General features: G+C 43.2%; 21 protein-coding genes and 1 tRNA gene. 6 read left to right on the top strand and 16 right to left on the bottom strand.

Annotated elements, in window-relative coordinates; all coding sequences use genetic code 11:
• Positions 1-186 precede the first annotated feature (186 nt).
• The 6 genes from GXZ17_RS03870 (at position 187) to GXZ17_RS03845 (ending at position 4,067) form a co-directional block, all read left to right on the top strand.
• On the top strand, positions 187-510 hold the full coding sequence (locus tag GXZ17_RS03870) for a hypothetical protein (RefSeq protein WP_409375974.1): 324 nt from the start codon (positions 187-189) through the stop codon (positions 508-510).
• A gap of 102 nt (positions 511-612) precedes the next feature.
• A tRNA-Gly gene (locus GXZ17_RS03865) sits at positions 613-688 on the top strand.
• A gap of 95 nt (positions 689-783) precedes the next feature.
• Positions 784-1,032 carry a hypothetical protein gene (locus GXZ17_RS03860; RefSeq protein WP_409375973.1) on the top strand — a complete coding sequence of 83 codons (249 nt, stop codon included), beginning with the start codon at positions 784-786 and terminating at the stop codon, positions 1,030-1,032.
• A gap of 39 nt (positions 1,033-1,071) precedes the next feature.
• Positions 1,072-2,559, top strand: coding sequence for an AAA family ATPase (locus GXZ17_RS03855; protein ID WP_409375972.1), 1,488 nt, complete (start codon positions 1,072-1,074; stop codon positions 2,557-2,559).
• On the top strand, positions 2,484-3,551 hold the full coding sequence (locus tag GXZ17_RS03850) for a Lon-insertion domain-containing protein (RefSeq protein ID WP_409375971.1): 1,068 nt from the start codon (positions 2,484-2,486) through the stop codon (positions 3,549-3,551). The genes GXZ17_RS03855 and GXZ17_RS03850 overlap by 76 nt, the downstream gene beginning before the upstream one ends.
• Positions 3,552-3,554: 3 nt before the next feature.
• The gene (locus GXZ17_RS03845) at positions 3,555-4,067 is read left to right on the top strand and encodes an ECF transporter S component (RefSeq protein WP_409375970.1); all 513 of its coding nucleotides are present in this window, start codon (positions 3,555-3,557) and stop codon (positions 4,065-4,067) included.
• Positions 4,068-4,103: 36 nt separating this feature from the next.
• On the opposite strand, the gene GXZ17_RS03840 is transcribed toward GXZ17_RS03845, so the two are convergent.
• From GXZ17_RS03840 to GXZ17_RS03765, 16 genes are all read right to left on the bottom strand, one after another.
• The gene (locus tag GXZ17_RS03840) at positions 4,104-4,457 is read right to left on the bottom strand and encodes a DUF1844 domain-containing protein (RefSeq protein ID WP_409375969.1); all 354 of its coding nucleotides are present in this window, start codon (positions 4,455-4,457) and stop codon (positions 4,104-4,106) included.
• Positions 4,454-5,392, bottom strand: coding sequence for a tRNA (adenosine(37)-N6)-dimethylallyltransferase MiaA (gene miaA / locus GXZ17_RS03835; RefSeq protein ID WP_409375968.1), 939 nt, complete (start codon positions 5,390-5,392; stop codon positions 4,454-4,456). Before miaA ends, GXZ17_RS03840 begins: the two co-directional genes overlap by 4 nt.
• Positions 5,373-6,743, bottom strand: a complete 1,371-nt coding sequence (miaB, locus tag GXZ17_RS03830; RefSeq protein ID WP_409375967.1) for a tRNA (N6-isopentenyl adenosine(37)-C2)-methylthiotransferase MiaB — start codon at positions 6,741-6,743, stop codon at positions 5,373-5,375. The genes miaA and miaB overlap by 20 nt, the downstream gene beginning before the upstream one ends.
• Positions 6,744-6,753: 10 nt before the next feature.
• Positions 6,754-7,020: a stage V sporulation protein S gene (locus GXZ17_RS03825; RefSeq protein ID WP_409375966.1), complete on the bottom strand. Its 267-nt coding sequence runs from the start codon at positions 7,018-7,020 to the stop codon at positions 6,754-6,756.
• Positions 7,021-7,050: 30 nt separating this feature from the next.
• Positions 7,051-7,824: a TIGR00282 family metallophosphoesterase gene (locus GXZ17_RS03820; RefSeq protein ID WP_409375965.1), complete on the bottom strand. Its 774-nt coding sequence runs from the start codon at positions 7,822-7,824 to the stop codon at positions 7,051-7,053.
• Positions 7,825-7,839: 15 nt separating this feature from the next.
• Entirely contained in the window at positions 7,840-9,369 is a 1,530-nt protein-coding gene (gene rny / locus GXZ17_RS03815) for a ribonuclease Y (protein WP_409375964.1), read from the bottom strand.
• A gap of 82 nt (positions 9,370-9,451) precedes the next feature.
• A complete protein-coding gene (locus GXZ17_RS03810; RefSeq protein ID WP_409375963.1) occupies positions 9,452-9,883 on the bottom strand; it encodes a regulatory protein RecX in 432 nt (143 codons plus the stop codon).
• On the bottom strand, positions 9,880-10,911 hold the full coding sequence (recA, locus tag GXZ17_RS03805; protein WP_409375962.1) for a recombinase RecA: 1,032 nt from the start codon (positions 10,909-10,911) through the stop codon (positions 9,880-9,882). The genes GXZ17_RS03810 and recA overlap by 4 nt, the downstream gene beginning before the upstream one ends.
• Complete coding sequence (gene thpR, locus GXZ17_RS03800; RefSeq protein WP_409375961.1) at positions 10,904-11,479, bottom strand: RNA 2',3'-cyclic phosphodiesterase; 576 nt, start codon at positions 11,477-11,479, stop codon at positions 10,904-10,906. Before thpR ends, recA begins: the two co-directional genes overlap by 8 nt.
• Positions 11,430-12,725 carry a CinA family nicotinamide mononucleotide deamidase-related protein gene (locus GXZ17_RS03795; protein WP_409375960.1) on the bottom strand — a complete coding sequence of 432 codons (1,296 nt, stop codon included), beginning with the start codon at positions 12,723-12,725 and terminating at the stop codon, positions 11,430-11,432. The genes thpR and GXZ17_RS03795 overlap by 50 nt, the downstream gene beginning before the upstream one ends.
• Positions 12,722-14,053, bottom strand: a complete 1,332-nt coding sequence (gene rimO, locus GXZ17_RS03790; RefSeq protein ID WP_409375959.1) for a 30S ribosomal protein S12 methylthiotransferase RimO — start codon at positions 14,051-14,053, stop codon at positions 12,722-12,724. The genes GXZ17_RS03795 and rimO overlap by 4 nt, the downstream gene beginning before the upstream one ends.
• The gene (locus tag GXZ17_RS03785; RefSeq protein WP_409375958.1) at positions 14,050-14,799 is read right to left on the bottom strand and encodes a helix-turn-helix domain-containing protein; all 750 of its coding nucleotides are present in this window, start codon (positions 14,797-14,799) and stop codon (positions 14,050-14,052) included. Before GXZ17_RS03785 ends, rimO begins: the two co-directional genes overlap by 4 nt.
• A gap of 1 nt (position 14,800) precedes the next feature.
• A complete protein-coding gene (locus tag GXZ17_RS03780; RefSeq protein ID WP_409375957.1) occupies positions 14,801-16,891 on the bottom strand; it encodes a DNA translocase FtsK 4TM domain-containing protein in 2,091 nt (696 codons plus the stop codon).
• Between the two features lie 23 nt (positions 16,892-16,914).
• Positions 16,915-19,059 carry a polyribonucleotide nucleotidyltransferase gene (locus tag GXZ17_RS03775; RefSeq protein ID WP_409375956.1) on the bottom strand — a complete coding sequence of 715 codons (2,145 nt, stop codon included), beginning with the start codon at positions 19,057-19,059 and terminating at the stop codon, positions 16,915-16,917.
• Between the two features lie 7 nt (positions 19,060-19,066).
• Positions 19,067-19,336 (bottom strand): 30S ribosomal protein S15, encoded by a 270-nt coding sequence (gene rpsO / locus GXZ17_RS03770; protein ID WP_409375955.1) that lies wholly within the window; start codon positions 19,334-19,336, stop codon positions 19,067-19,069.
• A gap of 243 nt (positions 19,337-19,579) precedes the next feature.
• A partial coding sequence (locus GXZ17_RS03765) for a hypothetical protein (RefSeq protein ID WP_409375954.1) occupies positions 19,580-19,783 on the bottom strand: 204 nt, incomplete at its 5' end.

The raw sequence follows: 19,783 nt of genomic DNA, 5'->3' as shown, positions 1-19,783 counted from the left end.
CCTCTTATAAATATTATCGGCAGCTTCTCCCAAAACTTTAGAGCCAGGAATTTTTTTGAAAAAAGAAATCTGTGTATTCAGCGCAATGGAAATCCAGCACACAACAGAACTCCATTGCCAGCACCCTTAAAATAAACTACCTTTTTAGATGCTGAATCTAAAGGGGGTAAAGAAAGGATGCTAACAATGGAACAAATATATCATATCAGATTTGAACATAATGAAAAAGGTAAATCATTGAGAAGAATAGCCCAAGAAACAGGATTTAACTTCCGAACTGTTCGAAAGCATGTAGAAAGGGAGGATTTTAACATCAAGAAAAAAGCTATTCATACCCGTAGGGGTAAACTGGATCCCTATAAAGAAACCATAGATAAGTGGCTTACCGAAGACCTAAAATCCCGACCCCAGAAAGGCATACTACGAAATGTATTTAAATATCAAAGTCAAAAAATATCAGGCTGTTTTTATCAACCAGGCCTCTCTATCTTCCAGTTTTTCTCAGACTAATCAATCAAAAATTCCTTCTAATATTTGATTCAACTCCTCGCCTTTCCTCCCCCTTGACGAAGTTTGTTCCATTATCTATAATCATTGTGCTAACAGTAGCGAGCGGGAATAGCTCAGATGGTAGAGCGCCAGCCTTCCAAGCTGGATGTCGCGGGTTCGAGTCCCGTTTCCCGCTCCATTTTTTTATTTAAAGAACTTTTTCCAGAAAGTGTAAAAGAGCAAAAAATATTCTATAATAAGAAAAAAATAAGGCTTCCAGGGAGGGATAAGAGTATGGCTGATTTACTTCTCATTAAAGTGGGAAACAGAGCACAAAATGCTTTGAAAGTGCAAGAATTACTCAGCCGTTACGGGTGCAATATTGAAGTTCGCTTAGGACTCCATGAGTTTGCTCCAGAATGTGAGGGGAAAGATGAAGGCATCATAATCTTAAAGCTTTCCGGTAATTTAGAAGATTTTAAAAAGCTTAAAGAGGACCTGGAAAAAATACAAGGAGTTAAGGCTATTTATCAAGAATTATAACGAGGGTTTTTCTTTTATGGAAAAACGAAGGGAGGACCTATGGAGAGCAATGTTGACCTTTCTCAATATCGGTTAAGCCCGGAGCAGTTGCGCTGGATTTGTCCTCCGGATGCTTTTTCTTTTGAGTGTACTGACGAATTAGAAGAGCTGGAAGGGTTTTTGGGTCAGGAGAGAGCCCTGAGCTCTATCGAGTTTGGATTGCGCATGGAAAAATCGGGGTACAATCTTTTTGTGGTTGGTCCTACAGGAACCGGAAGAGCCAGTGCAGTTAAAAACCGCATTGAGAGATTGGTGAAAGAAAAGAAGGAAAAGGGAATCACTCCAGAGATAAATGACTGGTGTTATATCTTTAACTTTGACGATCCAGACCGCCCTCAAGTTTTAAAACTTCCCCGGGGGGAGGGAAAAGTCCTTTCTCGCCTGGTGGATGAGTTGTTGAAAAACCTTCGAGATGCAATACCCAAAACTTTTGCTGGAGATGAGTATAAAAACCAAAAACAAATTCTGATTGATGAGCAGCAGAGAAAAAATCGCCAAATAATTCAAGAGTTGGAAAAAGAAGCTTTAGAAGAAGGGTTTGCTTTCCGCATGACTCCCATGGGTCCTATCCTCATTCCCTTAGTGGAAGGAAAGCCTATGACTCAAGAGCAATACTTAGCTTTAGGCGAAGAAGAAAAAGAAATTATAGAAAGTAAAAGGCGAGAGCTTTTGACTCAAATCAGTGAGGCTTTTGACAAAATTCACCAGTTGGAAGTAGAGCTGAAAAATAAAATAGCGGAACTTGACCGGAGAGTGGCAGAGTTTGCCGTTAATCCTCTTTTTAAGGGACTATTAGACAGGTATGCTTCCTCTCCCGAGGTGCTCAAGTTTCTTGAGTCACTGCAAAACTTTACCCTTTCTTATCTTCACATCTTCAGAGACTTATCAGAAACTCCTCAGCAACTTCCTCAGCTTCTCCCCTATCAAAGGCTGCAAGATCCTTTCTTACCTTTTAAAATAAATGTTTTTGTGGATAACGCTCCTTTAGAAGACCCTCCAATAATTCTGGAAACTCATCCTAACTGGAGCAATCTTTTCGGGAAGATCGAGCGCCGAGCTTTTATGGGAGCTTATTTCAGTGACCATACTATGTTGAAATCAGGCTCCCTTCATCAAGCCAATGGTGGTTATATAATAATGTATTTCCGGGATTTAATCAGCAATCCAGGCGTCTGGGAAGGACTGAAAAGGACTTTGAAAAATCAGGAAATCAGATTAGAAGACCCTTTTGAGCAATTTGGCATCATCGCTCCTCAAGGATTGCGTCCTGACCCCTTACCTTTCGACGCTAAAGTTATTATCATCGGTGATGAATATTATTATCGTGCTTTAACTCTTCTCGATGAGGACTTCCGAGATCTATTTAAAATAAAAGCTGATTTGACTATCAGATTCAGAGAGAAGAAGAGGTTTTGCACTCCTTTGCCTGTTTTGTCAATAATTGTTGCAAAGAGGAAGGGCTTCTGCCTTTTGACCGGACGGGAGTAGCAAAAGTTCTGGAATATGGTGCGCGGGCAGTTTCTCACCAGAAGAAACTCAGTTCTCAATTTGGTTTTATGAAAGATATCCTGGTGGAAGCAGATTTCTGGGCCCGAGAGGAAGGCGCAGACCGGGTCTATGCTCCCCATGTCCAGAAAACGCTACAAGAGAGAAAAAAGAGGCTGAGCCTTATAGCTGATCGCCTGCAAGAAGCTATTTTAGAAGATGTGCTGTTGATTGATACCCAGGGTAAAGTGGTGGGGCAAATCAACGGGTTAGCAGTTTATGACCTGGGAGACTATAGTTTTGGTCGGCCCTCCCGCATTACTGCTCGCACTTACCTTGGAAAACAAGGAGTAGTCAGCATCGAGCGAGAATCTCGCTTAAGCGGCCGCATCCATGATAAAGGAGTTCTTATTCTGGGAGGATACTTAGGCTATAAGTACGCCCAGAATAAACCACTTTCTGTGGCTGCCAGCATTTGTTTTGAGCAGTCTTATGAGGGAGTAGAAGGAGACAGTGCTTCCCTGGCTGAAACCTGCGCAGTGCTTTCCAGTCTGGCAGAAGTACCTATTCGCCAGGACATCGCCGTTACTGGGTCTATTAATCAAAAAGGAGAAGTGCAGGCCATCGGAGGAGTAAATCAAAAAATCGAAGGATTTTTCCGCACCGCTCAAGGAAAAGGGTTAACTAAAGAACAGGGAGTAATTATTCCCCGGAGTAACATTCAAAACCTTATGTTAGAAGAAGAAGTGGTAGAGGCAGTGCGAGAAGGTAAATTCCACATTTATGCCGTCTCTGCTGTAGACCAGGCCATGGAGATATTAACTGGTCTTCCAGCTGGAGAAAAAAAGCCTGATGGAACTTTTGAAGAAGGAACACTAAATTACTTAGTGGATGAAAAGCTTGCTAAAACCGTGGAACTATTGAGGAGTTTTGAAGCAAAAGAGAAAGAAGAAGAGAAAAGAGAGGAAAATACCTCAGAGAATAAGGAGGGATGAACTATGGAAGAAATTTCTCACCAGGGGCTTCGGTGGTTAGTCAGAACTGCTCTTCTTTTTGCCCTTACTCTGGTCATTCAGATGCTGGGGCTACCTCAGTTTTTCACCGGCCCCTTAGTAAATGCCTTTCTTCTTTTGGCTGCTCTTTTAAATGGAATATGGAGCGGGGTAATAATAGGGTTATTTACCCCCTGGATAGCTTTTGCCCGGGGAATTCTTGCCCCCCCACTGGGGCCGATGATTCCCTTCATCATGGCCGGCAATGCCATACTGGTAATAGTTTTCAGCCTTGTGGCAGGAAAAAGAGAAAACTTGCGGAGAGAAATAACAGGAATTATTCTGGGCTCTTTCTTAAAATATCTCCTTCTCTCTCAAGCGGTAGCCTGGGTGGTGCAAGTGCCTCCACCGGTAGCCAAAGCCATGCAGACTCCTCAGCTTTTTACAGCTTTAGCAGGGGGAGCCATAGCCTTAATAGTTTACCGGGTAATCCCCGCCAAATTTAAAAGTTATAAGTAAAGGAGAGAGGTTTCTCTTCTTGCGAGAGAGAATAATTTATGACTCCTCACTCTCTTCAGCTTCTTTACTCTCTTCAGCTTCTTCAGGTTTTTTAGTTTCCTCGGGTTTTTTAGTTTCTTTAGATTTTTCTACAAAGTTGAGCTGGAGCTGAGAAAGCTGAGCTTCCAGTTCTCGCAGCTCGCTTCCTTCTAAATCTTTTTTGACTTCCTCCAGAATCACGGAATAGAGGTCAATAGATTTACGTGCTTCTTCTAAATCTACCAGCATCTCTCCAGTCTCAGGGTGAACTACCAACCCCAGATATTGCCAGGCCTTAGCTGAAAGAAGGCCTAAAAAGTAAAATCCCAGATCCTTAGTTTTACTGGGTCTTGCGGTTTTTTCTTCGCTCATTTTACATCCTCCTCCACTAAATTTCTTTTTATAATTGCACAAGTTTCTTCTACCAGAATGGATAGAGGTTTTCCCTCTCCCTCTATCCAGATTACAGGGGCTTTTTTGAACCAGTTAATTTGAGTTTTCAAAAATCGAAAAGTGCCCCGCACTATTTCTTCTTGAGCTTCTTTCCGGGAAATATCCCCTCTAAGTAGTTTTACTATCGGGCGATAAGAAAAGTTATCGAGAGCAGGAATATCCTCCGAATATCCCCGAGAAAAAAGCTCCTCCACTTCTTCTACTATTCCTCTTTCGAACATCTCTTCTACCCGGCGGCAAATTCTTTCTTTTAATTTATCCCTGTCCCAGCGAATACCGATAAGAAGAGGAGAAAGAGAAGAGGGACGGGGAGAAAAAAGAGAAGGGGGACGACCGGTTTTCTCAAATATCTCAAGAGCTCTGATCAATCTTTTTCGGTCATGCTTTCCTATTTTTTGCGCTCTCCGGGGGTCCACATTTTGCAAAAGGGCATAGAGTTTTTCAGTAGGTAAACGCTCGAAAGCAATGCGGATATTATTTTCAGCAGGAGCTCCCACAAATAGAAAAGACCGATAAAGCGCCTGCAGGTAAAAAGCAGTCCCTCCCACCACAAGCGGAAGATTCCCTCGCTCTCTAATTTCTCTCTGGAGATATATCGCTTCTTTTTTAAACTGGAAAGCACTCCATCTCTCTCCGGGGTCGAGGAAATCCACGAGATGGTGAGGAACTCTTTCTCGAAAGCTGGCCGGAGGCTTATCGGTACCTATATCCAGGTATTTATAAACTGCTAAGGAATCAGCATAAATCAACTCCACTTTCCCCAGTCGCTCAGCCAGAGCTAAAGAAAGGTCAGTTTTCCCGGTAGCAGTAGGACCAACGATGGCGGGGAGCTTTTTACCTTTTAACTGAACCATAAACTTTATTGCCCTCTCCAGGGGTTAAAACTACCTCCCTCCACTCCCCTACCTCCGCAGAGGAGAGTTCTTTCAGGTATACCCGCAGATTATTAGCCCCTCTACCCGATAACAGGCCTCCTTCTTCCTGATCAATCAATATTTCCATTACTTTTCCCTGCAGGGAGGGTAATTTTTCCTGGTAGATACTTCGCAGAGTATCGTTCAAAATATGGAGACGCTCTTTTTTTTCACAGACAGGAATATCATCTTCTAAAAGATAGGCTGCAGTACCTGGCCGGGGAGAATAAACATAGGTATAAGCCACATCAAACTGCGCCTCCCTGACCACATCCAGAGTTTCCCGGAAATCAGAGTCCGTCTCCCCGGGAAAGCCCACAATGATATCTGTCCCGATTCTCGCCGAAGGCATAGACTTACGGATGAAGTTGATTTTATTCAGATAATCCTCCCGGGTATAACCCCGCCTCATAAGCTGTAAAATCTTATTGGAGCCAGCCTGAAGGGGAAGATGAAAATAAGGGCAAAGCACCGAGCTATCTTTTACTATTTTTACTATGTCCTCTGTGAAGTCTCGAGGATGAGAAGTAAGAAAACGAACCCAGATTTTTATACCCCGGAGCCACTCCTCGATATCCAGAAGCAACTCCTCAAAAGCTCCTTCTCTTTCTCTATCCCGACCGTAACTATTGACATTTTGCCCGAGGAGGGTAACTTCTCGAAATCCTTCCTCTACCAGGTTTTTTAGCTCCTCTTCTATTATTTCTCGGGGCTTGCTCCTCTGTTTCCCGGTGGTATAAGGAACCACACAATAGCTACAGAAATTATCGCAACCAAAAGTAATAGGTAAATAAGCAGAAATTTTACTGGAATACCGGTATCCTTTCTCCTCATAAAGAGAAGGAGGCTCCTCCTGGAAATCCACTATCTTTACTTTTTCCTGCCAGGCCTTTTTAATTAGAAGGGGTATTTTCTCCCAATTATGAGTGCCCGCCAGAACATTTATTTCTCTATCCTTCCCAAGGAGTTTTTCCCTCTCCAGCTGTCCCAGGCATCCACATACCACAATTATAGAGTCTGGATTTTTCTCCTTTCTCTCCCGAGCAAATTTACTTATAATACTTATCGCTCGTTCTGCAGCATGCTCTCGCACCGCACAGGTATTAAATACGAGAATATCTGCTTCCCCTGATTCCTCAGCAGGGGAGAACCCCAGCTCCTGCAGTCGATAAGACAGGTGTTCAGAGCGACTTTTATTCATCTGACAACCAAAAGTTTCCACCCAGAAAGTAGCTTCAGCCACTTTTCCGGCCGGAAAATCCGGTTTTCTTTTAATCTCCACTAAATTCATAGCAAAACACTCAAGCGCTTCGAGGTTTCACCACCAGTTTAATAGCTGTTCTCTCCTCCCCATCAATATTGATATCGGTAAAAGCTGGTATGCAAACGAGGTCGATACCGCTGGGAGCAACATACCCCCGTGCTATAGCAATAGCTTTAATAGCCTGGTTTACTGCTCCTGCTCCTACCGCTTGTACTTCCACTATGCCTTTTTCCCGGATGGCTCCGGCTAAAGCGCCAGCTACAGCATTGGGATTAGACTTAGAAGATACTTTTAGGACATCCATGGCCATTCCTCCTTCATTTTTTTTCTAATTTTAAGATATGGATAAGCGAGAGATTTCCGTAGCTCTTCCCGTAATCTCATCTACCTCCACTACAATACCATTAAGCTTAACGTTGTCTTTAGCCACTCGATATCTGATAGGCATTTGAGTTAGAAATCTGCTTAAAATGTCTTCTGTTTTTACCCCGAGAACCGAATCATGAGACCCTGTCATACCAATGTCCGTAATATAGGCTGTACCTTGAGGAAGAATTCGCTCATCAGCAGTAGCCACATGGGTATGAGTGCCAAAAACACAAGATACTTTACCATCCAGAAACCATCCCATGGCTATCTTCTCTGAAGAAGCCTCAGCATGAAAATCAAGCAAAATCATGTTGGTTATCCTCCTGAAGTCCTCCAGCTCTTCCTCTATCCGACGAAATGGACAATCCAGGGAAGGCATAAACACCCGGCCACTCATATTAGCCACTATCCATTTTTTACCCTTCCCTTCCACTGCCACCCAGCCCCGGCCCGGAACTCCAGAAGGGTAATTGAGAGGGCGGATAAGCCGGGGTTGGTAATCAATATAGTCTACGATTTCCTTTTTATCCCAGATGTGGTTGCCAGTTGTAATCACATCTACTCCATAACTCAAAATTTCCTCGCACACTTCCGGCACAATTCCTAGACCCCCGGCAGCATTTTCTCCGTTGACAATCACTCCCTCGATATTTAATTTTTCCTTAATAACTTCTAAGTTATCAGCCAGTACTTGCCGTCCTGGCTTTCCCACTATGTCTCCCACTATTAAAAATCGCAAAAGTTCATTCCTCCATTATTTAGCATACTCTACGGTTCTGGTCTCTCGAATCACTGTTATTTTAATCTGTCCAGGATATTCCAGTTCTTTTTCTATTTTACGAGCTATATCATAAGCCAGCTTCGCCGCTCGGGCATCGTCAATCCTATCAGGCTTCACCATGATTCTAATTTCTCTTCCCGCCTGAATGGCATAAGATTTCTCCACTCCTTCAAAACCATCGGCAATTTTTTCCAGTTTTTCCAGACGCTTGATATACGACTCCAGGCTTTCTCTTCTTGCTCCAGGCCGAGAAGCCGATATGGCATCAGCTGCCTGCACCAGAACTGCTTCCACAGTTTGAGCTTCCACCTCTCCATGGTGAGCCTCAATGGCATGCACTACTTCTTTTTTCTCTCCATATCGAGAGGCTAATTCTGCTCCAATTTTAGCATGAGGACCCTCCACTTCATGGTCTAACGCTTTACCTATATCATGTAAAAGACCAGCTCTTTTAGCTAAAGTGGTATCCACTCCCAGCTCGCTAGCCATTAAGCTGGCAAAATAAGCTACCTCTTTGGAATGTTGCAAAACATTCTGTCCGTAGCTGGTTCTGAAATACAACTTACCTAAAAGCTTTACCAGCTCACTATTAACGTTCTTCACTCCCGCATCAAAAAGAGCTTGTTCTCCTTCCTGAATTATCTTCTCTTCCACCTGTAGCTTGGCCTTGTCTACCAATTCTTCTATTCTCGCCGGATGGATACGACCATCAACAATCAATTTTTCTAAAGCTAAGCGCGCCACTTCTCTTCTTATAGGGTCAAAAGAAGAAATGAGCACCGCTTCAGGAGTGTCATCAATGATTAAATCCACGCCGGTAATCATCTCGAAAGTCCTGATGTTGCGTCCTTCTCTTCCTATAATTCTTCCCTTCATTTCGTCACTGGGCAAATTAACCACCGATACAGTATTTTCCACTGTGAAATCAGCAGCATAACGTTGAATGGTTTGAGCTACAACCTCTTGAGCCACTTTCCCTGCCTCTCTTTTAGCCCGCTCTTCTGCTTCTTTGACCTTCACCCCTACTTCGTAGTCCAGAGTTTTTTCTACTCGCTCCAGCAATTCCTGTCTCGCCTCTTCCCAGGAAAGATTAGCAATCCGGGATAATTCCTCCACTTCTCGCGCTTTAATACTTTCCACTACTTCTTTTTCTTTTTCCAGCTCTTCCTGGCGCCTGCGCAAGAGGTTCTCCGTTTTCTCTACCTGTTCCAATTTCCGCTCCAGCATTTCTTCCCGGCGCAAAATCCGGGATTCGAAATTCTGCAGTTCCTTTCTCTTCCGCTGTAGTTCTTCTTCCAGGGATTTTCTCTCTTCTAAAACTTCCTCTTTAGCTAAAATTAAGGCCTCTTTCCTGAGAGTTTCTACCTGGCCAAGTGTTTCTTCTCTCACTCTCTCTATTTCTTCCTGAGCAATCTTTCTCTCTTTCTGAAGCTGGGAGTTTAAGAAGCTAAATCCCGCTACCAATCCTACGGCTATTCCTATCAAAATATATATGAGCTCCATATTCTGGATTCACCCCTTATTCACTTTTCAATGTGCGATTCATGTAGGTAAAAGAATATTTTAACGGTACCTTAAGGCCAAGTCAAGATTCTTCCCTGTACCACGCTTCTTCTACTACTTCCCAGGAAAAACCCCGACGAAGAAGACGATTATTAATGTCTTCTTTCTCCTTTCCCTCTCCTGACCATTCTCTGATTAGCCCTCGAGCGTCTTTTACTTCCTCTTCCCGGGGGAAAAATTCCCGCAGAGAATCGAGTAGCTCGTGAGGAACACCCTTCCTACGCAACTCGTCCTTTATAGCTTGTAAACCCCGAGGGTTCAGTCTTCTTCTTGTCTCTACATAAATCTTTACAAATTCCTCATCATTTAAGTAACCACGCTCTTCCAAAAACTGAAGTGCTTCTTCTATCTCTTCACGAGAAAAGCCATCTCGAGCTAATTTCTGGAAAAGCTCGCCTCGAGTATACATCTTCCGGTTGAGATAGCGAAAACCCTGTCGAATGATATCTTTCACGAATTAAAAGCAATCACCGGGTCAACTTCCATCTGAGAAAGAGCAGCAGAGAGAATTTCTTTCGCTACTTCCGGATTTTCCTTTAAGAATTGCCGGGCGTTATCTCGACCCTGGCCTAAACGATATTCTCCAAAAGAGAACCAGCTGCCCGATTTTTTAACTACTCCCGTTGTCTCTCCCAGGCTCAATATTTCTCCCTCCTGGGATATTCCCTCACCATAAATCAATTCTAACTCCGCTTCTTTAAATGGAGAGGCTACTTTGTTCTTAACCACTTTAATTCTGGTCAGGGCACCTATTATTTCATCTCCCGATCTCAGATACTCTCTTCTTCTCACATCTAACCTTACACTGGCATAAAATTTGAGAGCCCTGCCACCCGGTGTGGTCTCCGAAGGCCCATAAGCCATAGCTATTTTTTCCCGGAGCTGGTTAACGAAAATAGCCACGGTTTTAGTTTTACTGATATAGGCAGTCAATCTTCTCAAGGCTTGAGACATCAAGCGAGCCTGCAGGCCAATATAAGAATCAGACATGCCCCCTTCTAATTCCATCTGAGGAACTAAAGCAGCTACCGAATCGAGCACCACTATATCCACTCCTCCGGTACGCACCAGGGCATCTACTATATCTAAAGCCTCTTCTGCGCTTCCAGGTTGAGAAATAAGTAATCTGTCAATCTGGACCCCAATTTTGCTTGCATAGCTGGGGTCTAAAGCATGTTCTGTATCCACAAAGGCAGCAATACCACCTTGCTTCTGAGCTTCAGCAATGGCATGCAAAGCAATGGTGGTTTTACCCGAAGCTTCAGGGCCAAAAATCTCTACCACTCTCCCTCGAGGAAATCCTCCTACTCCCAGAGCAATATTGAGAAGAACCGACCCAGTTTTTATCACTTCTATATCAGCAGTTAAAACATCTTGAGATAAGTACATAATAGCGCCTTTGCCATATTTTTTTTCTATAGAGCTTATAGCCTGGTTAATTACATCTTCTCTCAAATCTTTAGAGCTTTTTTCCTCACTCATTTTTTTTCACCCCTTCTAAACTAAAAACACCTAATTGCTGGTAAACCGAACCCCGAGGGGTTAAAGTACTTTGATAAAAAACCAGTTTTTTAATTTCGGTAGAAAAGTTGATATTCTCTACCCCTAAAGAGGGAAGAGCAAAAGGAGAACGAAAGCGAGCCAGGGTAATGTGGGGAGAAAACTCTCTATCTTCTCTCTCCCATCCCTTAGCAGCTATTCCTTTTTCAACTTCCTCTCTTATACTTTTTATCTTTCCCTCTCCCTCTCTGTCCACCCCTATCCACACCACTCGAGCCCGATGAAGAGAAGGAAAAGCCCCCCATCTCTCTAAAGTTACAGGGAAAGCTGTAAATTTGTTGCTTACCTCTTCCAGTATTTTATTCATTTCCTCTACCTCACCAAGAGGAAAAGCATGAAAAAAGTGGAGCGTAAGATGGAGTTGCTCTCTTTTAACCCATTTTGCTTGAGGGTAAAGTTTTTTTTCCTCGTTAATCAACTCTTCTAAGAAGTCTTGAGCTTCAGAGGGAAGGTCTAAAGCCACAAAGCTTCTGATGGTAGTTGAACTCATTACCAAATTTCTCCTTTAAATATTGAAAAATCATAACCAGAGCGGATTGAGAGGCAAATCTTTTGTTCATCAATCTATCCCCTGAAAAATGGAATTTTTGCACTCTCACGCCTTCTTCGCTCGATAGAGCAATGTAGGCCAGGCCTACGGGCTTTTCTTTACTTCCTCCTCCCGGCCCTGCAATACCAGTAATCCCGAGACCCAAATCTACTTTTCCCTTATGGCGCACTCCGCGAGCTAAAAATCGAGCAGTTTCTTCACTTACTGCTCCTTTTTCTTGCAAAATTTCCTCGGGAACTTTTAAATCTTCCTTTTTAGCCTCGTTACTATAGACCACGTATCCTCGCTCAAAATACTGAGAGCTACCCGCTATATCAGTTATCCGATTAGCTACCAGCCCTCCGGTGCACGACTCTGCCAGTCCCAGTTTCAAGCCTTTTTCCTTCATCATGTTGCCCACCGCTTCTTCTAAAGTGTCACCATAGGGACTGAAGAAAAATCTATCCAGGTGGCGAGCTACCTCCTCTAAAAAAATAAGGGCAGACTCTTTTTCCTCTGGAGAAAAGCGGGAGCTGTAAACATAGAGCCACACTTCTCCATAGTTAGGAAGAAAGGCTAAATTGAAAGAAGAGGGCAGATGATGAAGAAACGGTTCCACCTCTTTAGCCAGATTAGATTCTCCAATTCCACAAAATTTGAAGATAGGAGAACGATAAAAATATTCCTCTTCCCGGGGAAGGTCTTTCTCTATTAAGCTCCAGAAAAACTCCGCCTCCCGGGGGACACCGGGTATGACAAAAATACTTTTCCCGTTCACCTCTAACTTAAAACCGGGAGCAGTTCCCCGCTCATTATAAAGTATCTCTGCTCCCTGAGGAATAAAAGCCTGCCTTTTATTATTTTCCGGAGGCTCGGTATTCCTCAGTTCCCGATAGAAAAACTGAATTCTATCCCAGGCTTCAGGGCTAAAAATCAAACTTCTGCCAAAAGCTTGAGCCACTGCTTCCCGGGTCAGGTCATCTTCAGTAGGTCCTAACCCCCCTGATACAATCACCAGCTTTACTTCCTCTTCCTTCATGATAAATTGTAAAGCATCTACTATCTTCTCCATCTGGTCAGGCACAAAAAGAATAAATTGAGGTAATATCCCTTTATCTACCAGTTTTTGAGCCAGAAAGTAGGCATTATAATCCCTGACTAATCCGGTCAACAGTTCTGTTCCTATACCAAGAATAGCGGCTTTCAAATTTTTTCTCCTTTTAATTCATAGCTACTGCTTTCAGTAACCTTAACTTTTACTATCTCCCCTCTTTTTAATTTATTCCTCCGGGAGCTAAAGCTTATATTCCCATCTACTTCCGGAGCGTCTCCGTATGTCCTTCCCCAAAAATTAGTAACTCCATTACCTCTTTGAGCTTCGTCTACTATTACTTCCAATTCCCGACCCACTAAAGAACTATGAAACTTTCCCATCACTTTTTCCTGCACTTTCATAAGTGCTTTGTAGCGCTCCTGTTTCACTTTCTCTTCCACTTTAGGATAAAGGAAAGCTGAAGGTGTATCAGGTGGTTCAGAATAGACAAAAGCTCCCATTCGCTCAAAGCGAAAATCTTCCACAAAATCAACCAAGCGCTGAAAAGCTTCCTCGTCTTCTCCTGGAAAACCCACTAAAAAAGTGGTCCGCAAAAATATGCCGGGAACACACTCTCTCAATTTTTCTAACTTTTCTCTTATTTTTTCTATCGATGAAGGGCGCCTCATCTTCTGGAGTATAGTAGAATCCACATGCTGAAGAGGTATATCCAGATATTTTACAAGATGAGAAGAATCTCTCATCGTTTTTATAAATTCATCATCCAGCCCTTCGGGAGAAAAATACAACAACCTTAACCATACTCCAGAGGGCAAAATTTCGTCCAACCGGCGAAGAAGGGGCGATAACATCCTCTGATGATAGAGGTCTAAGCCATAAGAAGATAGGTCTTGAGCCACCAGGATTATTTCTTTCACTCCTTGAGATACCAGATTAAGAGCTTCTTTTTCTATCGACTCCATAGTTCTACTGCGCAAAGAACCCCGGATAGAAGGTATTAAGCAGAAACTGCAGTGATGATTGCAGCCTTCGGCTATTTTGAGATAAGCATAATGAGAAGGAGTAGAAAGAATTCTCTCTGTTTCGTGGTGGTAAAGAAAAGGAGGGGAATCTAAAAAGTACTTTCCGGGGAACTTATCTTCCAGAATATCAACGAGGGAAGGAAAATCATTCACTCCCACCCAGTAGTCTACAGCAGGATATACAAAACCTTTTTTTCTCCCCCAGCGCTGGGCATAACAACCCATAACCAGTAACTTTTTGGGAGGATGAGCTTCTTTGAGAAAAGACAATTTCTCAATCCATGCCTCAGTTTCCCGACAGGCTTCCTCAATAAAAGCACAGGTATTGAGTATCAATATTTCTGCTTCTTCCGGAGAAGAAAAAAAATTATATCCTCGAGAAAGCAATTTACCCAGGGCTACTTCGGTATCAACTAAATTTTTATCACAACCCAAACTGATAAAGGCAATTTTTCTCACGGCTCAAATACTTGGCGTGATGCTTCCTCTTTCTCACTGAGATAACCCCAATCTTTTCCATTTACTACCGCTTTAACCTCATTCCCTCCTTTTATTTCTACTTCTATGGGATAATTGCTTTTTACAACATATTCCTTGTTGGGAACTAATATTCCAGAAAAAACCTCATTCCCTCCCGACCAGATTTCTGCCCAGGCTGCTTTTTCAGGAAAAAGGGTAACGGTGAGAGAAAACTGAGGTCCAACTTCTGCAGAAGGAGAAGGAAGAATCTCTTCTGGCTCAATCGCCGAAACCGGGGGATTAACCACTACTTCTTCTCCTTCGGGTAAAGAATGAAAACTAAAAAAGATGAAGAGGAAAGTAAAAAACACTGCCAGAGAAACTAAAAGAACCAGAAGCCTTTTAAACAGGGTAGATCTATCGCTCTTTCTATCTCTGGCGCTTCTAAGCTCCGGTTCCTCGGTTTTTTTCCAATCCAGACTTTTCCAATCCACAGGCTTTACCGAATAAACCTGATTGAAGAGAGAAACCATCTCTTCCTCATTTAATCCCAGAAAACGACTGTAAATCTTCAAATATCCTAAAGCATAAGCCCTTCCTGGCAATTTATCCCAATCTTCTTCTTCTAAAGCGGCAATGTATCGAGAGGAAACATGTGTAACTCCACTTACCTCATCACGGGTAAGCTCTCTTTCTTCTCTTTTTTCCCGCAAAATTTCTCCTAATTTAAGTTGTCCTTCTGCCATTTTATCCCTCTCCTTTGGGAGTAATTACTTTTCGAGGTTTACTTCCTTCATAAGGACCAACAATGCCCTCCCGTTCCATCTGCTCAATCAGACGAGCTGCCCGATTAAAGCCTACTCTCAGTCTTCTCTGCAAAAGGGAAGTGGAAGCTTTGCCGCTTTCTATTACCACTCTAACCGCTTCCTGGTAAAGTTCATCCTCTTCTTCCTCTCCCACTCCTCTTTCTTCTCGAGGAACATATTCCAGAGGATAGTAAATGTCTCCAGACTGATTCAACCAGCATTCTACCAGCTTTTTAGTTTCTGAAGTACTGACAAAAGCTCCTTGCCCCCGGATAGGTTTACTCGCTCCCAGAGGAGCAAAAAGTAAATCTCCATTGCCTAAAAGTTTCTCCGCCCCCGGGCTATCCAGAATAGTTCGGGAATCCACCTGAGAAGAAACGGCAAAAGCCAGACGAGAGGGAAAATTGGCTTTAATTAAGCCGGTAATAACGTCCACCGAGGGTCTTTGAGTGGCCACAACAAGATGCATTCCCACCGCCCGGGCTATTTGTGCTATCCGGCACAGAGAACTTTCCACCTCCGTAGGAGCAGTCATCATCAAATCAGCCAGCTCATCTATAACTATCACCACATAGGGGAGCTTTTCCCCTTCTTCTACCATCTGGTTATATTCCTCTATATTTCGGGCAGAAACTTCAGAAAGGAGCTCATAACGGTTATCCATCTCCCGACATAGCCATTTAAGAAATCTCACCACCCACCGAGCCTCAGAAATAACCGGGGCACACAGGTGAGGAAGCCCGGAATAAAGAGAAAGCTCCACTCTTTTGGGATCTACAAGGCCGATTCTCAAATCGTTAGGAGTAGCTCGATAGAGAAGGCTGGTCAAAATGGAATTGATGCACACACTTTTACCTGAACCAGTGGCTCCGGCGATGAGAAGATGGGGTGCCTCTCGTAAATCCCAGACCAGAGGCCTACCGCTCACATCTCTACCTAAAGCAACGGTAAGAGGAGATTCACTTTTTTTAAACTCTTCACTTTCAATCAAATCTCGCAAAGAAACAAGCTCTTTATGGCGGTTAGGAACTTCAATCCCCACTGCTGACCTTCCAGGAATGGGCGCCTCAATTCTCACCGCAGCAACGGCAAAAGCCAGAGCTAAATCATTAGAAAGACTGGTAATTTTTTGCACTTTAATTCCTGGAGCAGGCTGAAAATCAAAACGAGTTATAGTGGGACCTACCTGCACATTTACCACTTTCCCCAGCACGTTAAACTCGGCTAAAGTTTGTTCTAATTTATCTATCTCCTCCATTACCTCTTTTTTAGTTTTCTCTCCCCCCCGAGAAGGATAGACCCTTAAAATCTGGGGGGAAGGAAGAGTCCAGGTGGTACTTTTTTTCTTTCTGGAGGAAGAAGTGAGTTTCTTTTTAGCTTGAGCTTCTTCTTTAGCCTTCAATTCCAGCGGAGCAAAAACCTCATCTAATGCTTCCCCTTCCCAGGAAGAAGAGGTGATTTCTTTCTCCTTTACCTTTATTGGCCGAGAAACTCCAGACGAAGCAATTTCTCTTTGGGGAATTTCTCTCCTGCGAGAAAAGAGCTCTCCCCCTTTCCTCTTCAAGAAACGCCAGCCCTGTGAAAGCTGACGGAGTAGCTTTCCCTCTCCTCCCAGATAAACGGCTAAAAAAGCTGTAAAAAAGAGTGCAAGAATAGTGCCGGTGTCCCCGAGATAATACACCAGATGACGATAGAGAAACGCCCCGACTATTCCGGCAAAATCCCCATCAGAAAAGGAAAAACCTGCCCTTTCTGCGGCTCGCTGGCTCAAGGTGAGAAAAATTACTATCCACAGAGAGAAGCTAATTATCCGGCTCGTAACTCTAAACTTACGAGCGGGCTGAAAATGGTAAATCTCATAAGCCAGATAGCCCAGAAAAAAGGGAAGAAGGTAAGCACCTACTCCTAAAAAGCGAAAAAGGTAAAACCCGATTAATTCCCCTAACTCTCCCACATCAAAAGAGAAAACGATGAGCAGGCTATATATGGCAAAAAAACTCAGGAAACAAACAACTAAAAGTTTTTTATTCACTTCGCCTAACTCCAAAGATGTATTTACCTTTCTCTGGATCGATGTCTCGGTTCTTTACTCCGGTTGCTTTTCTCCGAATTATCGCTATCACCCAGGGCTTCTTTGTGGCTCAGGGCAATACGACCCATAGAGTCTATTCCCGTTACTTTTACCAGTACGTCATCTCCCACTTTGACAAAGTCTTCCACCTTTTTTCCTCTTTCTGAGGAAAACTGGGAAATATGGCACAAACCTTCTCTCCCCGGAAATATCTCTATAAAAGCTACAAAGTTAGTTACTCTGGTAACTCGACCCAGATACACTTGACCCACTTCCACATCCTGAGTGATATTTCTAATCATATTAATGGCTTTATTCATACCTTCTTCGGTACGAGAAAAAACTATTACTTTCCCATCATCTTTGATGTCAATAGTGGCTCCTGATTCTTCTACGATTTTCTTGATGACTTTCCCTCCCGGACCAATTAAAGCACCGATGCGGTCAGGATCAACCTCCAGAATTTCTATCCGGGGAGCATAAGGAGATACAGAACTCCGGGGTCGGTCTAAAACTTTATCCATGATATCCAGAATGTAAAACCGACCTTCTTTAGCTTCTTCCAGAGCCTGTCCCAGTATTTCCCAGCTCAGTCCTTTATTTTTTACATCCAGCTGAATAGCAGTTATACCGTTTCTACTTCCTGCTACTTTAAAGTCCATCTCTCCATAATGGTCTTCTGAACCTAAAATATCTCGTAAGAGAAGGTACTTTTCGTCTGATTTAACAAGACCTATGGATAAACCGGCACAAGCAGATCGAACCGGAACTCCTGCATCCATCAGCGACAGGCTTCCTCCACAAACCGTAGCCATGGAAGAAGAACCATTAGATTCCAAAATTTCTGAAACCACTCTTATGGTATAAGGAAACTCCTCCTCGGGAGGGATAAAACACTCCAGAGCTCTTTCTGCCAGAGCCCCGTGCCCGATTTCTCTCCGCCCCGGACCTCGCATAGGCCGGACTTCTCCCGTACTGTAAGGAGGAAAATTATAGTGCAACATGAACCTTTTGGCTTCCTCATCCTGAAGAGCGTCTACTTTTTGCTCTTCGCTCGAGGCTCCTAAGGTGGTGATAACCAGAGCCTGAGTTTGACCCCGGGTAAAGAGACTGGAACCATGAGTGCGAGGTAGAAACCCTGCTTCACAACTGACAGGTCTTATCTCTTTAGGAGTCCGACCATCCTGTCTTCTTTCACTTGTCAAAATTAATTCTTTAACTTCCTCTCCCATGATTCGCTCCCAAGCCATGGTGAAAAGAGATATGCTCTCAAATTTCTCCATCGCTTCTTCTTGAGCCTTTTTCATGAGGAGTCTTGTTTCTTTTTCTCGCTCGGTTTTCTCCGGGATAGTGATTACCTCTCTAATAGAAGCACGATAACTATCTTCCAGCCAGGAAGAAAGGTCATTGAAATAAGGAGGAATAACTATTTCCCTTTTAGTTTTCCCTATCTGAGAAATAATATCCTCTTGAGCTTTAATGGCTTTGACTATTTCCTGATAGCCCAGCATCATGGCCTGAGCTACCTGTGATTCCTGCACTTCTTGAGCCCCAGCTTCAATCATGGTAATCCCTTCCTGGGAGCCTGCTATTATCATATCCAGCTTGCTGGAGGACAACTCTTCTAAGTTAGGGTTAATTACCAATTCATCTCCCACGAGTCCCATACGGCAGGCAGCTAATGGGCCATCAAAGGGAATATCGGAAATCCCTAAAGCTAAAGAAGCACCTAAGATAGATATGGCATCGGGAGGATGAGTTTCATCCACCGAAAGAACAGTAACCACTACCTGGATATCATTGCGGAAAAGCTCAGGAAAAAGTGGCCTGATAGAACGGTCTACCAGACGGGCATTCAAAATAGCACCCTGTCCTGGCCTCCCTTCTCTTTTAAAGAACCCTCCAGGGATTTTACCCGCAGCATAAAAACGTTCTTCAAATTCTACAAGAAGCGGTGTAAAATCAATATCTTCTTTAGGCTCTTCTGCAGCAGTAGCGGTCACCAGCACCACGGTGCCTCCATATTTGACTGTCACCGCTCCTCCAGCTTGTTTAGCCAACTTCCCTGTCTCTATTAACAGACTTTCTTTACCAAAACTAATTTCGAATTGTTTCGTTATATTAAACAACCTCCCTTTATCTTCTCAATCCTAATCTTTCTAAAATAGCATAATAGCGATCTATATGGTATTTCTTCAAATAATTTAATAATCTCCTTCTCTGTCCTACCATCAAAAAGAGCCCCCGTCGGGAATGATAATCTTTAGGATGGGTTTTCAGATGTTCGGTGAGATCTTTAATCCTCTCAGTAAGGATAGCAATCTGCACCTCAGGAGATCCAGTATCTGCCTCATGAATTCTGAATTGTTCTATGATTTCTTGTTTTCTTTCTTTAGTTAAAGCCAAGCATCTACACCTCCCATTTATACTTATTCAGTAGTTTACCACACCCCGACTTTACTGTAAATATAGCTGGCTAACCCCCTGAAGAAGTAAACTTATAAGCTTAAAAAAGCAGAAACTTTCAAGCAGGTTACAAAACCAAACAAAAAAGCCACCGGTTCCAACAAGCTTTAGCCTTTGCTTTCTCGCATTCTGCGAGAAATTTCAGGATGGACTTCCACTCAAAAGCTTTGAGCTTCTTATCTTTCAAACAGAAGCTCTTTCTTCCATCCTCCGGCTTAGCTCCTCAGAACCGATGGCAACTATAATGTACCACCACTTTTTAGGTTTGTCAATAGGGAAAATCAAAAAAAATGGAACACGGAAGGAAGATGGTATCCCCCCGGTAGGTATTAAAGTTCTCAGAGAAAGAGAAAAAAGATTATTATTAGATTTCATAAGAGACAATCT

Source organism: Candidatus Sordicultor fermentans (genome assembly GCF_012728195.1).
In the GTDB taxonomy this organism is placed as follows: domain Bacteria; phylum Atribacterota; class Atribacteria; order Atribacterales; family Caldatribacteriaceae; genus Sordicultor; species Sordicultor fermentans.
The sequence above is the reverse complement of the archived record's forward strand: the minus strand, read 5'-3'. Positions and strand labels throughout refer to the sequence as shown.

What these genes read in the sequence shown, in the direction of transcription:
- GXZ17_RS03855 (WP_409375972.1), top strand. Translation starts at nt 1,072, where the DNA reads ATGGAGAGCAATGTTGACCTTTCTCAATATCGGTTAAGCCCGGAGCAG.
- recA (WP_409375962.1), bottom strand. Translation starts at nt 10,911, where the DNA reads ATGAGTGAGGAAAAAAGCTCTAAAGATTTGAGAGAAGATGTAATTAAC.
- GXZ17_RS03870 (WP_409375974.1), top strand. Translation starts at nt 187, where the DNA reads ATGGAACAAATATATCATATCAGATTTGAACATAATGAAAAAGGTAAA.
- miaA (WP_409375968.1), bottom strand. Translation starts at nt 5,392, where the DNA reads ATGGTTCAGTTAAAAGGTAAAAAGCTCCCCGCCATCGTTGGTCCTACT.
- GXZ17_RS03840 (WP_409375969.1), bottom strand. Translation starts at nt 4,457, where the DNA reads ATGAGCGAAGAAAAAACCGCAAGACCCAGTAAAACTAAGGATCTGGGA.
- thpR (WP_409375961.1), bottom strand. Translation starts at nt 11,479, where the DNA reads ATGAGTTCAACTACCATCAGAAGCTTTGTGGCTTTAGACCTTCCCTCT.
- GXZ17_RS03825 (WP_409375966.1), bottom strand. Translation starts at nt 7,020, where the DNA reads ATGGATGTCCTAAAAGTATCTTCTAAGTCTAATCCCAATGCTGTAGCT.
- GXZ17_RS03785 (WP_409375958.1), bottom strand. Translation starts at nt 14,799, where the DNA reads ATGGCAGAAGGACAACTTAAATTAGGAGAAATTTTGCGGGAAAAAAGA.
- GXZ17_RS03845 (WP_409375970.1), top strand. Translation starts at nt 3,555, where the DNA reads ATGGAAGAAATTTCTCACCAGGGGCTTCGGTGGTTAGTCAGAACTGCT.
- rny (WP_409375964.1), bottom strand. Translation starts at nt 9,369, where the DNA reads ATGGAGCTCATATATATTTTGATAGGAATAGCCGTAGGATTGGTAGCG.
- GXZ17_RS03860 (WP_409375973.1), top strand. Translation starts at nt 784, where the DNA reads ATGGCTGATTTACTTCTCATTAAAGTGGGAAACAGAGCACAAAATGCT.
- miaB (WP_409375967.1), bottom strand. Translation starts at nt 6,743, where the DNA reads ATGAATTTAGTGGAGATTAAAAGAAAACCGGATTTTCCGGCCGGAAAA.